This is a genomic window from Lactococcus sp. S-13 (assembly GCF_004210295.1).
Taxonomy (GTDB): domain Bacteria; phylum Bacillota; class Bacilli; order Lactobacillales; family Streptococcaceae; genus Lactococcus.
Genome location: NZ_SDAK01000002.1, coordinates 45,616 through 60,654, shown reverse-complemented (window position 1 = coordinate 60,654; position 15,039 = coordinate 45,616). Strand labels below are relative to the sequence as shown.

Sequence of the window (15,039 nt, the reverse complement as noted above, 5' to 3'; positions counted from 1 at the left end):
AAATCTCCACCTTTAAACCCTTGCCAATTTTTATTTTGTCCGTTTTGTCTAGCTTACCGAAAGCCAGACTCAGCAAGAATAAAATTTTTATTGTCTTTCGGTTTTCTAGTGTAACGGACAAAACCACTCAAAATAAAAAAGATACAAGAGAGGTCTCTCGTATCTTTTATTCAGCAATCGCGCCCTTTAATGGAACAAAAAGATTTGAATTCCTGTTATAAAAAAAGGATCAATTTTGAACTCTCTCCCAAAGTTGATCCCTTAACGATTTAGAAATCCCTTTGAGAATGTTTATATACATTCAAGGTAACCAGCCAACTAATGACAATGATTCCTGAAAAAAGTAATAACAAATTACTATACAGATAAGTTGACTGATCAACTTCCATAGGTAACAACCTTTGATCAAGTAAGGGTATGGATAATAAACCACCTACAATTGCAATACCTGTTCCCTCTGATAAAAAGCTGGTAAAGTTAAGCAAACTCATTCCAGCACCAGCTTCCTGCTGTTTCAAGCTACTTGAAACAATTGTTGATATAACTGTTTTGGTGAACGAAAGCCCACCTAAAACAAATACGATTATAATTGTCATGAACCATGATGTTGTTTCTAAAAGAAAGGAAGCAGTTAAAAAGCTAACAGAAAGAAATGTAACTCCGATGTTTAACACGTATAAAGGACCTCTTCTATCAACAAGTATCCCACCAATGTAGCCGAAAATAATGACACTCATTGTTCCAGGGAAAATAATTACACTTCCGATTTCGGCAGTACTTAGCTGGTGAACATCTTTCATCATATAAGGAACCATAGAGACAAACCCTGCTACTGTTCCAAATATAATTCCCCCACAAAGAACTCCAATCATAAAAGGTATATTTTTCCCTAATCCGGGATCAACAAAAGGATCTGTTACTTTCCTGATATGTTTTACAAATATCAGGAATGACAGCACGCTAACGATAAGAAAAGAAATGCTATATGATGTTGTAAACAACATAAAAAATACAATGCCTACAGACATTAGTATAATTCCTTTGATATCAAAATGACCTTTTATCCTTACTTCTTTCTTTAATAATTTCATAAGAAACGGAACAGTGATAATTGTTATCATAGGAATGAGTAGAAGATAGGACCAATGAATATAATGGGCTATCATTCCACCAATCGCTGGACCGACTCCTTCTCCCATGGCTACTATCGATCCAATAAGACCAAATGCTTTACCCCTATTTTCCTTTGGAATATAGCGCGCAACTACAACCATTACGAGTGCTGGAAATGCAGCTGCACCAGCCCCTTGAATAAAACGAGCCATAATAAGTAAGGAAAAGAAAGAATGGCCAACAAACCCAATTAACGACCCGAAACAATTTATTATAATTCCAAATAGGAGTAACCTTTTGATGCCTAATTGATCAGATAGCTTTCCATATACAGCTGTTCCAATGGAAAAGGTTAACATAAAGGCTGTGTTCACCCAGTTTGTACTCGCAGGTGGTTTATTAAAATCATTTGCAATATCAGGTAATGAGACGTTCAAAACCATTTCATTTAATACGCTAAAAAAAGATAAAATGCAAAGCCAAATTAAAATTTGGTTGTGTCGTAAATTCGATTGTGAATAGGATGTATTCACATTTCACCTCCAATAATGAGGGCAGACGTAGTTTATAGGGTTAATGATACGCTTCCCTCTTTTAATTGAACCCTGTTACATTAATTACACTTCATAATTAATTCCTCCTAAACTTGATTAAAACATTTTACCACATATAAACTAAGTTTTAAAGTCAGTATTTCATCACTTATACAACGGTTCTGTTGCAAAGTTTTAAATAAAGAATAAAATCCCTTACGGTATCTATGATTTAAGCTGGGATTCCCAATAATACCTTGATTTCAGTACAGACCGAAAACCCGAAGAGAGTGCCTTCTTTTCGGGTTTTCTTATATAATCCTCGGATGGCTTCCATACCTTTAATCGTGGTAGAGGCAGTGCGTAAACTTCGATAGAATTTATTGCGTCTCTTTACTGGACGATGGTCTTGTTCAATCAAATTATTCAGGTATTTAATGGTACGATGTTCTGTCCCTTGATAAAAGCCGTATTCTTTTAGTTTCTTAAAGGCACTTGTAATAGAGGGGGCTTTATCTGTGACTACAACCTTCGGTTCATCAAACTGCTTCACTAACCGCTTAAGAAAAGCATAGGCTGCTTGTGTGTCCCGTTTTTTACGTAACCAAATATCCAAGGTTAAACCATCTGCATCGATGGCTCGATACAAATAATGCCATTTTCCTTTAATTTTGATGTACGTTTCATCCATTTTCCATGAATAAAAGGATTTTTTATTTTTCTTTTTCCAAATTTGATAGAGTAGTTTGCCATATTCTTGCACCCAACGATAAATCGTCGTATGAGAAACGTTAATGCCACGATCATATAAGATTTCTTGAACTTCACGATAGCTAAGGTTATAACGAAGATAGTAGCCCACGGCTACAATAATCACATCCTGCTGAAATTGCTTTCCTTTAAAATGATTCATCGTCATTCCTCCTGCTATCTTTTTCTATTATTCTACCTTATTTGATAGTAGATTTAAAACTTTGCAACAGAACCTGTTTTACCAATAATCAGTCAAAACTTTATTTACTCTGAGTTGGTGAATCCAATTATTCAGAAGAAAGAGAAACAGTATCTAGTAAAAATAGCCGTTCGATATTTAGACAATGAAACAAAGATTGAAAATATTTCCCAATACCAATTAACTTTAGAGAAGAAGGATAACTGGAAAATAATAATGAATGAATAAAGAATATTAAGATGAAAACAATACTTGAATATTTAGTATAAGCAAAAAAAATTGTATGTCACTATAGCAAACTTATAATGATTTAGCATAAATAATCCAAAATATAGCGTGAAATCAACCTTCTATGAGAAGTATAAGCAAATTCACCTTTATTCTAACTTATAACTATTTTCATTACATTACTTAAAAAGGTCTCTCCAATTTTTTCCAAATAAACAGTATAACTTTTAATGATATTTTCCAAGTCAAACTTAATATTAACAATTCAAAACTATTGGAACCACTGCAAAATATTTTGTTAAGCAGTATATATTTCAAAAATTATACGTAATATATTTGTAGAAAGGTTGTGGACAGTTGTCCTATTGACCTGAAAAGTAATATAATAGCTGGATGAATAAAGAATCCCTTATGAACTTGTAAATCGTTATTAAATCGCTGAATTTTGATAGCCATTCTGAAGAGTTATCTTCAACTACTACACTAACTTCCATTAATTTCTCATTAATTTCCCTTTCGTTCAAAAAATATGGTTGGCTTTACAAGCATTCTATCATATGATAGAATTAAGATAACATTCAAAAGGAGATAATAAAAATGCGGCAAGGTATTCTTAAATAAACTGTCAATTAGATAGCGGGAATAATTAATTAAGCATCCTTATTTAAAATAAGGACTGGTTTTTTGTGCCCAGTTTAAGAATACTTTTATCATTTTATCATAAAGCATCTGTGGCTATCAGTGTGTAGTATACAGCTATTTTTGTATTAAAATCCCAGTGATAAGAGTATTTATCACTGGGATTTTTTCTGCTTTTTGAGCTTTTGAATGGAGGAAATAAAATTGAAAATTATTAATATCGGTATCTTAGCACATGTTGATGCAGGAAAAACTACTTTGACAGAAAGCTTACTATACAGTAGCGGAGCAATTAAAGAGTTAGGAAGTGTAGATAGCGGTACAACGAAAACGGATACTATGTTTTTGGAACGCCAGAGAGGTATTACTATTCAGACCGCAATAACATCTTTTCAACGGGAAAATGTTAAAGTAAATATTGTAGATACTCCTGGACACATGGATTTTTTGGCAGATGTATACCGTTCATTATCTGTTTTGGATGGAGCTATTTTGCTAATCTCTGCAAAAGATGGAGTACAGTCACAAACTCGTATACTATTCCATGCACTTAGAAAGATGAACATACCTATAATATTTTTTATTAACAAAATTGATCAAAATGGAATAAATTTGCCAGATGTTTATCAAGATATTAAGGACAAACTTTCTGACGACATCATAATTAAGCAGACTGTGAATCTAAATTTGAAACCTTATGTAATAGATTATACTGAACCAGAACAATGGGAGACAGTAATTGTGGGAAATGATTATTTATTAGAAAAATATACCATTGGGAAAACATTGAATATTGCAGAACTTGAAAAGGAGGAAAACGAAAGAATTCAAAGTTGCTCCTTATATCCTGTTTATCACGGAAGTGCAAAGAATAATATTGGAATTAAACAACTTATAGAGGTAATTACTAGCAAATTATTTTCACCCACACAACTCAATTCAGATAAACTTTGTGGAAATGTTTTTAAAGTAGAATATTCAGATGATGGTCAACGGCTTGTCTATGTACGTCTTTATAGTGGAACGCTACATTTGCGAGACTCAGTCAATATATCAGAAAAGGAAAAAATAAAAGTTACAGAAATGTATACTTCAATAAATGGAGAATTACGCCAGATAGATAAGGCAGAGCCTGGTGAGATTATTATTTTAAAAAATGAGCTTTTAAAACTAAATAACGTACTTGGAGATAAAAAAAGATTACCACATAGAGAAATTCTTGAGAATCCTCTTCCTATGTTACAAACAACAATTGAACCATGTAAATCAGTACAAAGAGAAAAGTTACTAGATGCACTTTTTGAAATATCCGATAGTGATCCCCTTCTACAATATTATGTAGATACAGTAACTCACGAAATTGTGCTATCTTTTTTAGGTGAGGTCCAAATGGAGGTAACTTGTACTCTGATTCAAGAAAAATATCATATTGAGATAGAAACAAGAAAACCAACTGTCATTTATATGGAAAGACCATTAAAAAAATCTGAATTTACCATTGATATCGAAGTACCTCCAAATCCTTTCTGGGCTTCTATTGGTTTATCTGTAACACCACTTCCTTTGGGTAGTGGCATTCAGTATGAGAGCCTGGTTTCTCTAGGTTATTTAAATCAATCATTTCAAAATGCAGTTATGGAAGGTATACGCTATGGGTGTGAACAAGGATTGTACGGTTGGAAATTAACAGACTGTAAGATCTGTTTTAAGTATGGTCTATATTACAGCCCTGTCAGTACGCCAGCAGATTTCCGAATGCTTGCGCCTATTGTACTAGAGCAGGCTTTTAGAAAGAGTGGTACAGAGTTATTAGAGCCATATCTTAGCTTCGAAATTTATGTACCACAAGAATATCTTTCGAGAGCATATAATGATGCTTCCAAATATTGTGCAAATATTTTAAATACTAAGTTAAAAGGTAACGAGGTCATTCTCATTGGTGAAATTCCAGCCCGTTGTATTCAAGAGTATCGAAACAGTTTAACTTTCTTTACAAATGGACGCAGTGTCTGTTTAACAGAGTTAAAAGGTTATCAGGTTACTAACATTAAGTCTGCTTTCCAACCACGTCGTCCAAATAATAGAATAGACAAAGTAAGGCATATGTTTAATAAAATCAACTTACATTGATAGTGAACTAAAGAGAAATTTTTAAAATGAATATTGAGTTGTTAATTAGAACAGGAGGATATAGATATTGTAAATACTAGGTGGATACTGTGCCCGGTTCTGTTGCAAAGTTTTAAATAAAGAATAAAATCCCTTACGGTATCTATGATTTAAGCTGGGATTCCCAATAATACCTTGATTTCAGTACAGACCGAAAACCCGAAGAGAGTGCCTTCTTTTCGGGTTTTCTTATATAATCCTCGGATGGCTTCCATACCTTTAATCGTGGGTGAGGCAGTGCGTAAACTTCGATAGAATTTATTGCGTCTCTTTACTGGACGATGGTCTTGTTCAATCAAATTATTCAGGTATTTAATGGTACGATGTTCTGTCCCTTGATAAAAGCCGTATTCTTTTAGTTTCTTAAAGGCACTTGTAATAGAGGGGGCTTTATCTGTGACTACAACCTTCGGTTCATCAAACTGCTTCACTAACCGCTTAAGAAAAGCATAGGCTGCTTGTGTGTCCCGTTTTTTACGTAACCAAATATCCAAGGTTAAACCATCTGCATCGATGGCTCGATACAAATAATGCCATTTTCCTTTAATTTTGATGTACGTTTCATCCATTTTCCATGAATAAAAGGATTTTTTATTTTTCTTTTTCCAAATTTGATAGAGTAGTTTGCCATATTCTTGCACCCAACGATAAATCGTCGTATGAGAAACGTTAATGCCACGATCATATAACAATTCCTGAACTTCACGATAGCTAAGGTTATAACGAAGATAGTAGCCCACGGCTACAATAATCACATCCTGCTGAAATTGCTTTCCTTTAAAATGACTCAACGTCATTCCTCCTGCTATCTTTTTCTATTATTCTACCTTATCTGATAGTAGATTTAAAACTTTGCAACAGAACCGGACAATGTATATCAACGGTGGAAAATTCCCTAATGATAGAAATCAAACATACCCTTGGAAAGTGCTAAAGAGTCAAGTGAAGCGTTTGGTGTTCCAATCTGAAACGTGGGCAGCACCAGATAGTCGGCATATGTTTGAAGATATGGATCAATTGGAGACGATTGAGGGTCTTAACTATCTAAGGATAGATGATGTGAATAATTTAGAATATTGGTTCAGCGGGATGACCAATTTAAAATACGTAGATATTTCCCACTTCTACACCGACCATAATTCAAATTTAAGCACAGGAAATATGTTTAAGGGATGTGTAAATTTAAATACAATAACTTTGGGAAAGAATTTTACATTTAAGTATAATCCGTACCTCCCACTTATTAGCAAAGCCAGTGGTAAATATTCGGGGGCTTGGCAACAGGTTGAAACTTACGGGAATCCATTAAATCCTCAGGGACCTTTTATGTTTAACACTTCAGATAAAATGTACCAGCAATATGATAGAGCACATATGTCTGGGACTTATGTTTGGCAACCTGCGGATATTACTAAAAAATAAAGGATAAAAAGAAACTTCTTGCTTCAATATTTAAAAGAGCTCATAACTTAACAGTTGTGAGCTCTTTTTTTGTGTGTTATAATTAAAGGAAAAAGAACGGCTCGTAACTTAGGGTTATAAGTGGAAGGTAAAAAGATGAAAATTGGCTATGCACGTGTTAGTACGTTGGAACAAAAATTAGAACATCAAATTGAAATTTTGAAAGAGGCAGGAGCTGAGAAAATTTTCCAAGAAAAATTTACAGGCACTACGGTTGAACGAAAGCAATTCAATCTTGTGCTGCAGCAATTAAAATCAGGGGATACTTTAATTGTCGCCAGAATGGATCGCTTTGCAAGAAACACTCGAGAAGCGCTAGGAATCGTTCAAGAGTTATTTGCTCAAGGCATCAAAGTTCATATTTTAAATATCGGACTCATTGATAATACACCAACAGGTCAACTAATTTTTACTGTTTTTAGTGCCTTTGCTCAATTTGAACGAGATCTCATCATAACGAGAACTCAAGAGGGGAAAACTTTTGCTAAACTTCATGATCCCAATTTTAAAGAGGGACGTCCAAAGAAATTTTCTGAAGAACAAATTCAATTTGCTTTTGAGCTAAAACAGCAAGGAATGACATACAAGATGATTGAGCGAAAAACAGGAATAAGTATCGCTACTCAAAAAAGACGATTTATGAAAGCTTTAAAAGATAAAGCGGTTGACAAAGAGTCTTGAAATGTTATAATAAAAGTAACGAAGATTTGTGGGAGTGGTATCTCACAAGACAAGCCGAGGAACTGCGAATTTCTCGGTTTTTTTATGCAAAAAAAACGCCCAGTTCTGCGAAACTGAGCGAATGTGGACTAATGGCGCTTATGTCGGTCTTTCAACCAATCCTTGACCAGCTCAAGGATTACTCCAACCACAATAGGAGCGACTACTGATACGAAGATTTGCAGAAGCATTATCTCACCCCCTTCCTAAGGCATTTCTGCATTGGTAAGGTGCGCCACTGATTATTATAGCATAAAAACAATCATCTATCCTATCTCTCAAATACTGAAAAATTAACGAAAAAATGACTCATAATGGTTAATCTATGAGCGGGTTTATATATTTATTTTAAATGACATTTTCAGAATTATTTATAATTATTTTATAATAAAAAGTTAATATATATTATCCCTATTTTTGTTAGATACTTCACCCTTTTTTGATATAATAAACTATCTAGTTGTAAACAATATTCTCAGTCATCAGAACTGATAGGAGAAAAGTTATGAAAAAAATTATTATCGGTAGCCTTACCTTACTTGTAGCGGTTTCACTCTCAGCGTGTTCAAGTAATAACACAAAGTCAACTTCTTCTTCAAAAGAATCTGATAAAACAAAGCAAACTCTATTCTTAAAAGTTCCTTCTAGCGCTTCCATGGACAGCAGAGGAGTAGCTTTAATAAGAGTTAAAACGATTCCAAACGGAAAAGTTAGAATTGGAGAGGGTCTTACAGTTGATTCCCAAAGTGCTGATTCTGACGGAAATTTTACGTTAAAACTAGCTAGCGATCCACATAAAAAATCAACGGTCAAAGTTACTGCAGGGATAGCCGGAACAGACGGAAAAGAAATTACAAAAAAAATAACAAAAGATGTAAATATTGAGCCTTCAAAATAATAGAAAAATACTTTCGTGTAATGTACCCGAAAGTATTTTTTTAATTAGACATTTCCTACGTAATATGCAGCACCAGATGCTAAAGGAGCTTGTGTCCAACCAGCACTAATGTTTCCTTCTGCAAAATCAACGTAATAAGACGCTCCAGCACCAAGTATCCAACCATTATAAGGATCATTCCAACGTTCAGAGCCTCCAAGATACATGCTATCGTGGATTGCTTTCCACAAAAGTGACCCTTTTGTTTCTAAGAGTAGTCTGGGGACTTACTGATTAAAAAATAGGAAGTTCAGGATTAATGCTTTTTATTTTTCCAGAAAAGCTTTTTTTATAGCTCCAAGAGTTGTCACATCTTTATTATCAGTAGTCAATTTATAATCTACTTGCACTTTTTTATGACTGATCTCAAACATCGTCCCTTTTCCTTCTTTGAAGGTCCATCCTCCAGAATGTTTGGGAGTTCCATCCCCTTTTATGACATAAGTTTTATCAGATAACTTCCCCTGAATCGGTTTATTATCTTTTAACAATTCATCATAACTTTTATAATGATGCAAAGCATAACTAATTGTATAATTTTGAGATTTTTCTTTTTTTAGAACGATTTCTTTAGTATTTTTGTCATTTGTACTCTGAAGCAGTTTAAAAGCACTTCCCCCTACAAGGAGAATAACAAGCATAGTCACTATTAGTATAATATTCTTTTTCATACAAAAATTATACCATACAATACTCAAAATTAGTTCGTACCAGCAACAAAATATTGAGTTCCAGAAATCGGACTATAAGTATAACATAAATGCTAATACACTCTTGAGATCAGCTGCAATGCTCTTTTCAAGTAACGGACGACCTCAAATAATAACAAAAAGGGAAATTTATTTCATGTTGCTTGAGATGTAAAAAAAACTCAAAACTATTAAGTGATGAGTTTTTTATTGGATAGCCTTATTCATGTTTAGAAACATTCCATATGAACTACGCTTGCGTTCTAATTAACTTTTAAGTAGGTGTTGTTTACGTCAACAACAGGTTGCTGTGCCATATTTAGAAATATTCTATCCTCTGTTGAGGCATCATTTCCGATTTCAACTTGCATATTATAAGGCGTCTTATTAGCGGGTAAAAAAGCAATCTGTGAAATCCCGTTTACGGAACTCGTTCCCAAAGATAAAAAATTGAAACTTGCATTAGGATTAGCCCCTGTATCGACAGCCACTTCTAAGGTTTTAGAGTAAACAGGCTCTCCTTTATAGATATTATCTTCTTCTACAACTTTCGGATTTCCTTGTGCATCATTCTGACTTGGAATATTAATGGACAGTCCGTTAATTGTTGCTTGTGCATCTCCATTTAAGGTTTTAAAAGCACTTGCTTCAATTGTATTTTCAGATATTGTTATTGTTTCTCCCTGTGAATTTTCCCAAGTTCCTTCAATGCTTGAATAATTTCCACTTGATATTTCATCAAAATTCATTTTTTCACTTACTTCTGTAGCAACTGAACTCGAATACGTATTATCCGTAGTTTTAGGAATCAACACGGTTGGAATCTCACTACCGCTGGTCAAGATATTTTCACCATTATTTGATTCGTAACTAATCCAAGTTTGACTTAGTTCAGTTAGATTATCTCCATATTTATGATTAATCTCGTCTAATGCTTCCTGCGTAAATGTAATTGTAATATAGGCATTTGGTGTCACTTCAATAGGGGATGGAGTATCTTCTCCTACTATCGGGGTATTTTTTATAGTTTGATATCCCCAAATCTTTTTATCCGAAAAAGTATTTGGCTTATTTCTTGTGATTTTTATTTTCCCAATTAATGCATCACCTTGTCCATTTGCCATAATTTCAGCACCGTTCAAATATACTGCTGCTTTACCTTCTTTTTGTATTGAAAGTCCACTGAACATCAATGAAGAAGTTGAGGAAGGCACATTATATAGCCGATAATTTCCAACCCAGTTTCTTACTGGAAGTTCATCTATATTTTTTTGAGTTTTTTGCGTGCTTACTTGTCTACTATTTTTGTTGAAATCTGTACCTTGTTCAACTTTATTGCCACTACATGCAGATAAAGGAAGCATTACAGAGACCACCAAAAATAAAATACTGAATTTAATTATTTTTTTCATCATTTCTCCTCCTTAATCATAACTTAAACGGAGCGGATAATCAATATTTGTTGTTGAAATTTTCGGGAGATTGCCATTCAAAAGAGAAGATTTATAAAGTTGTCAGTATCAAAAAATAGAAGCCTTGACAAAAAATAGTGAAATGTTATAATTATTATAACGAATAGTTGTGGGAGTGGTATCTCACAAAATAAGCCGAGAAACTGCGAATTTCTCGGTTTTTTTATACAAAAAATGCCCAGTTCTGCGAAACTGAGCAAATGTGGACTAATGGCGCTTATGTCGGTTTTTTAACCAATCCTTGACCAGCTCAAGGATTACTCCAACCACAATAGGAGCGACTACTGATACGAACAGTTGCAGAAGCATTATCTCACCCCCTCCCTAAGGCATTTCTGCATTGGTAAGGTGCGCCACTGATTATTATAGCATAAAATCAATCATCTATCTTATCTCTCAAGTACTTGAAAATTCTAGAAAAAAACCCTCTACGAGAGGATTTTTTCTACCATTTGTCAAGTATTTAGCCTTTCAAACTTTCTTTTACTGAGATAGGTGCTATTTCAGATTTTACCTTAAAAAATTCTGTTTGCCTTTGCATGATTGTCTCCTTTGACACGCTTGATAATTCAATACCTTACCTATATTTAATCCTAACTTTCTAATTTTTAAATCTTTGTAAAGTGATAAATATGATTTCAAGCATAAATTGGGAGCAATGTCATCTATTACCTACATATTATGCCTTGTCTTTTTTAGAAAATTTTTCTTCGATTTTTTGGAGCCATTTTTTTCTTTTTTCTGTCTTACTCATTTTGACCATATTTAAACTAAGCCATTTTACATTTTTCATTCCAGATTTTTTAAATGTTCCTTTTATTAAAGCTTTCTTTATAGCGTTTCCGTAGGTTAGTTTATACATTATTTTTGGCGTATTCATAGTTGAAATGACTGTTGTGGATTTTAACTTAGGTAGTAGACTTTCCATACTAAGCCCATTCTTTTTATAAGAATAAGTTAATCCCGGGAAGATCACTTTGTCAATAAATCCTTTTGTTAGGGCAGGCATCAATTCCCACCAAATAGGAAAAATAAATACTAAGTGGTCAGCTTCTCGCATTCTCTCTGCATAGGCGATGGCTGCTGGATCTACTGCTTTGTGTTTTACAAATCCTAATAAATCTTCTGAGGTCATGACTGGGTTGAAGTTATCTTTATCTAGGTCTATAACTTCATACTCACCATTGGATTTTTGGATTCCTGAAATAACAGATTCAAGAATGGCATGGTTATAGCTTCCTTCATAGGGATGATTATATATAATTAATGTTTTCATTTTTGGATTCCTCTTTTCTTTTATATGATTATAATAAAAGAAAAGAATACCATTGTCATTAACAAAAGATAATTATTCTATTCTTTTTTTTATTCTACTGAGAGATACTGGAGTAATACCCAAAAATGAAGCAATATAATAATCAGGTACGCGATTTATTAAGTCACTATTTTGAGTAAGAAGTGAAAGATATCTTTTTTCAGGAGACTCCTTAATTCTAGATAAAAAGTAATCTGTATAAGTAATCAACCTCATAGACAGTTGTTCAATGAAATAGTTGTTCATTTCAGGGTAGTCATTTAAAAGTTGATATACCTGCTGTTTATCAATGATTAATAATTCTGTGGGTTCAATTGATTCGATAGAAAATTTACTGGGAATATTCAAATAAAAGCTCTCATAAGATGATACGATTTGGCTTTCAAAGAAAAACTGAAACGTAATATCCTTTCCATCATCATTATTCCACATTCTTAATGCACCTTTTTTAATATAATATACTTTATTAGATAAGTCACCCTCATAAAGTAATGTTGTCTTTGAAGGGACCACTTTTTTTGACCATGATATTTTATCACTAATATATTGAAAAAAATCGATTGAATTTAGCATAATATCCTCCATTTATTTTTATCATACTGCCTATTATATAATAAAAAACTTTAGGTATATAAATCAAACGCAAGCACAAGATAAGTAAATCCGCAAAAAAATATGAGTCTTTCAAGGTTTGAATTTAATCGAATTGGAAGCTCTAATTGGAATTACTGGATGTATTCAAACACGTAACTATGAAAAACAACAAGTCCAACATGTTTATGTTAATGTAACTGAAGTTGTGGCTGACAGTTTCCAACTACTCGAAAGTTGTCAGAAAATAGGAAATGTACCCACTCCACCACCTTCAGCAACTCAAAATAATCAAAAACAAAGTTCCCCTGCAGATAGCCATGATCCATTTGCGAACTCAGAACCAATGAACATCCAAGATGATAATCTACCATTTGTCAAGTATTAAGCCGTTCCCATAACTCTTTAATCTGTAAATTGTTGGTTAATGGTGAGGAAATTTCTAACTTTATTTTAAAAAAGAAGATGTCAAAAAACCTTATCTATATAATTTTATAATAAGGTGCTAAAATAATCTTACACAAGATTTCCTATTGATTTTGGGTTAATGCGTAATCATAGGTTTTATTGTGTATAATAAGGTAATATAGACAGCGAATGAGTCTGTGCATAGAGGCAATCGTATAAGGCTTTGTTGGAGCATTAGGTGTTTGCCTCTTTCTTTTCGAGTAAAAATCTGCAATATGGCTGGGTTTGGTTCTACTAGCAGAGACTATATTGTGAATGGCTTTGAAAAGGATTTTCCTTGCATAAGGATTCCCACGCTTTGTAATATGTTCTTGGGCTAAATAATCTCCTGATTGATAATGTCTGAGGTCAATTCCGATAAAAGCATTAATCTGATTGCTTGAACGAAAGCGACGAATATCACCTAGCTCCCCAATAATAGAAACAGCTGTCGTTTCTGCTATTCCTGGAATAGATAAAAGTACATCATACTCTGGCAAAGTTTGAGCTTGTTCCACCATATGATCTAAAACAGATTTTCTTTGTGCATTTAACCGTAAAAGTTCTTTAGCAAAGTAACGTACAGTTTCTAACATGGGAGAGTCCATAGCTACAGCAGGATAGGATTGTTCAGCGCTCTCTATAAGTTTATCCGTCAAATCGATGACACGTTTTTCTGAAATCTGTTTAGCAGTGGATTGACGTACGATATCTTGTAACTCGATCCTAGATTTTTCAAGAACAAGAGAGGCACTCGGAAAAGTTATAACTAGATTGCAATACTGTGCCCCACTTGGTATAGATAATAGTTTTTCTATCTCTGGAAAAGTTGCTTGAAGGCCTTTATGAAGACGATTTTTAGACCTAACAATATCTTCTGTCAGATTCTGATAGAACCGACTTAGATCACGAAGATGTTCAAAAATTTCTTCTTGGACATAACTTGGTTTACGATCGAGAACAAATTGTGTTTGTGCTAGAGTTTCAGCGTCGATTTTATCTGTTTTTCTGTGTCTCAAACCATCTAGCTGTTTTTTTGCCTCAAGGGGATTGAGTCTTGTGTAAGTATAATTATTATTTTTAAGAAAGGCTTCTAAACGACGGGAATAAACTCCCGTTGCCTCAAAAATGATTTCTGGATTAACCACTTGGGTTAAATCCTGGTAGAGTCTAGAAAAACCAATGACATCATTAGGGATAGAGTAGCCATGCACTCTTTCTCCATTGACTAAAATAGCTACTTCAGAAGTTGCTTTACTCACATCAATTCCAAATACAGTACGCATAATTTCACCTCGTTTTATCTTGATAACACGTATTTTTTAGAAAGTTTCATTTTCAATACTCGACGTCAGGCGTCCTACATACTTTGAACAAACTTAACTAAAAAAGTGTCTTGTCCGTTTTGTTATCGACGTCTAGCGTCTAAAAGCCCCACGACATAACAAGACACCTCTACTTTAACATAAAAGAAAAAGTAGTGAAGAATCTCCCGTCGGAGATTCTTCACTACTAATCTTAGTATGTTTTGTTATAAATTCAACTATTGATAACGAATATCGAAATTATTATGGGCAATATTGCCAAAATGAAAAGCAAGGGCAAAATAACGTAGTGAAAAAATTTTACTTTTTTTTCACTACCGTTCTTGTATTCTCTCCTAAGACGGAAAAATAATATTATTAAAACAACATAGACTAAAAAATTATACATAATTATTTTAAATTATATCATATCTCAACTATAAATGAGCATATGTACAATGATCGAGAT

General features: G+C 33.6%; 17 protein-coding genes and 2 pseudogenes. 6 read left to right on the top strand and 13 right to left on the bottom strand.

Annotation, left to right across the window (positions count from 1 at the left end; all coding sequences use genetic code 11):
* Positions 1-269: 269 nt before the first annotated feature.
* The 3 genes and pseudogenes from tet(L) to EQJ87_RS10945 form a co-directional block, all read right to left on the bottom strand.
* Entirely contained in the window at positions 270-1,646 is a 1,377-nt protein-coding gene (gene tet(L) / locus EQJ87_RS10955; protein WP_002294500.1) for a tetracycline efflux MFS transporter Tet(L), read from the bottom strand.
* Positions 1,647-1,678: 32 nt separating this feature from the next.
* Positions 1,679-1,741 (bottom strand): annotated as a pseudogene (locus EQJ87_RS11835) (tetracycline resistance efflux system leader peptide).
* Between the two features lie 137 nt (positions 1,742-1,878).
* Positions 1,879-2,559 (bottom strand): IS6-like element IS1216 family transposase, encoded by a 681-nt coding sequence (locus tag EQJ87_RS10945; RefSeq protein WP_001015311.1) that lies wholly within the window; start codon positions 2,557-2,559, stop codon positions 1,879-1,881.
* A gap of 84 nt (positions 2,560-2,643) precedes the next feature.
* On the opposite strand from EQJ87_RS10945, the gene EQJ87_RS10940 reads away from it, so the two are divergent.
* Positions 2,644-2,826 (top strand): conjugal transfer protein, encoded by a 183-nt coding sequence (locus EQJ87_RS10940; RefSeq protein WP_370449784.1) that lies wholly within the window; start codon positions 2,644-2,646, stop codon positions 2,824-2,826.
* Positions 2,827-3,544: 718 nt separating this feature from the next.
* On the opposite strand, the gene EQJ87_RS11830 is transcribed toward EQJ87_RS10940, so the two are convergent.
* Complete coding sequence (locus EQJ87_RS11830; RefSeq protein ID WP_193393255.1) at positions 3,545-3,670, bottom strand: hypothetical protein; 126 nt, start codon at positions 3,668-3,670, stop codon at positions 3,545-3,547.
* On the opposite strand from EQJ87_RS11830, the gene tet(S) reads away from it, so the two are divergent.
* The gene (gene tet(S) / locus EQJ87_RS10930; RefSeq protein WP_002405437.1) at positions 3,655-5,595 is read left to right on the top strand and encodes a tetracycline resistance ribosomal protection protein Tet(S); all 1,941 of its coding nucleotides are present in this window, start codon (positions 3,655-3,657) and stop codon (positions 5,593-5,595) included. The two genes, EQJ87_RS11830 and tet(S), sit on opposite strands and share 16 nt — an antisense overlap.
* Positions 5,596-5,744: 149 nt before the next feature.
* On the opposite strand, the gene EQJ87_RS10925 is transcribed toward tet(S), so the two are convergent.
* Positions 5,745-6,425 (bottom strand): IS6-like element IS1216 family transposase, encoded by a 681-nt coding sequence (locus tag EQJ87_RS10925; RefSeq protein ID WP_190289095.1) that lies wholly within the window; start codon positions 6,423-6,425, stop codon positions 5,745-5,747.
* 79 nt (positions 6,426-6,504) lie between these two features.
* Here EQJ87_RS10925 and EQJ87_RS10920 point away from each other — a divergent pair, with 79 nt between their 5' ends.
* Both EQJ87_RS10920 and EQJ87_RS10915 read left to right on the top strand, forming a co-directional pair.
* Entirely contained in the window at positions 6,505-7,056 is a 552-nt protein-coding gene (locus tag EQJ87_RS10920; RefSeq protein ID WP_130124692.1) for a leucine-rich repeat domain-containing protein, read from the top strand.
* A gap of 135 nt (positions 7,057-7,191) precedes the next feature.
* A complete protein-coding gene (locus EQJ87_RS10915) occupies positions 7,192-7,776 on the top strand; it encodes a recombinase family protein (RefSeq protein ID WP_130124691.1) in 585 nt (194 codons plus the stop codon).
* Positions 7,777-7,904: 128 nt separating this feature from the next.
* On the opposite strand, the gene EQJ87_RS10910 is transcribed toward EQJ87_RS10915, so the two are convergent.
* The gene (locus EQJ87_RS10910; protein WP_130124399.1) at positions 7,905-8,006 is read right to left on the bottom strand and encodes a type I toxin-antitoxin system Fst family toxin; all 102 of its coding nucleotides are present in this window, start codon (positions 8,004-8,006) and stop codon (positions 7,905-7,907) included.
* Between the two features lie 314 nt (positions 8,007-8,320).
* Between EQJ87_RS10910 and EQJ87_RS10905 the strand changes: the two genes are divergently transcribed.
* Positions 8,321-8,713: a hypothetical protein gene (locus EQJ87_RS10905; RefSeq protein WP_130124690.1), complete on the top strand. Its 393-nt coding sequence runs from the start codon at positions 8,321-8,323 to the stop codon at positions 8,711-8,713.
* Between the two features lie 44 nt (positions 8,714-8,757).
* On the opposite strand, the gene EQJ87_RS11600 is transcribed toward EQJ87_RS10905, so the two are convergent.
* From EQJ87_RS11600 to EQJ87_RS10880, 6 genes are all read right to left on the bottom strand, one after another.
* Entirely contained in the window at positions 8,758-8,919 is a 162-nt protein-coding gene (locus tag EQJ87_RS11600) for a hypothetical protein (RefSeq protein ID WP_190289094.1), read from the bottom strand.
* Positions 8,920-9,018: 99 nt separating this feature from the next.
* Entirely contained in the window at positions 9,019-9,423 is a 405-nt protein-coding gene (locus EQJ87_RS10900; protein ID WP_130124689.1) for a hypothetical protein, read from the bottom strand.
* A gap of 281 nt (positions 9,424-9,704) precedes the next feature.
* On the bottom strand, positions 9,705-10,856 hold the full coding sequence (locus EQJ87_RS10895; RefSeq protein WP_130124688.1) for a DUF6287 domain-containing protein: 1,152 nt from the start codon (positions 10,854-10,856) through the stop codon (positions 9,705-9,707).
* Between the two features lie 264 nt (positions 10,857-11,120).
* Entirely contained in the window at positions 11,121-11,222 is a 102-nt protein-coding gene (locus EQJ87_RS10890) for a type I toxin-antitoxin system Fst family toxin (protein ID WP_130124687.1), read from the bottom strand.
* A gap of 370 nt (positions 11,223-11,592) precedes the next feature.
* On the bottom strand, positions 11,593-12,189 hold the full coding sequence (locus EQJ87_RS10885; protein ID WP_130124686.1) for an NAD(P)H-dependent oxidoreductase: 597 nt from the start codon (positions 12,187-12,189) through the stop codon (positions 11,593-11,595).
* 72 nt (positions 12,190-12,261) lie between these two features.
* Positions 12,262-12,801 (bottom strand): Crp/Fnr family transcriptional regulator, encoded by a 540-nt coding sequence (locus EQJ87_RS10880; protein WP_130124685.1) that lies wholly within the window; start codon positions 12,799-12,801, stop codon positions 12,262-12,264.
* Between the two features lie 139 nt (positions 12,802-12,940).
* Between EQJ87_RS10880 and EQJ87_RS10875 the strand changes: the two are divergent.
* Positions 12,941-13,207 (top strand): annotated as a pseudogene (locus tag EQJ87_RS10875) (single-stranded DNA-binding protein); the annotation flags it as partial.
* A gap of 142 nt (positions 13,208-13,349) precedes the next feature.
* Here EQJ87_RS10875 and EQJ87_RS10870 read toward each other — a convergent pair.
* Positions 13,350-14,552 carry an IS110 family RNA-guided transposase gene (locus EQJ87_RS10870; RefSeq protein ID WP_130124683.1) on the bottom strand — a complete coding sequence of 401 codons (1,203 nt, stop codon included), beginning with the start codon at positions 14,550-14,552 and terminating at the stop codon, positions 13,350-13,352.
* Between the last annotated feature and the right edge of the window lie 487 nt (positions 14,553-15,039).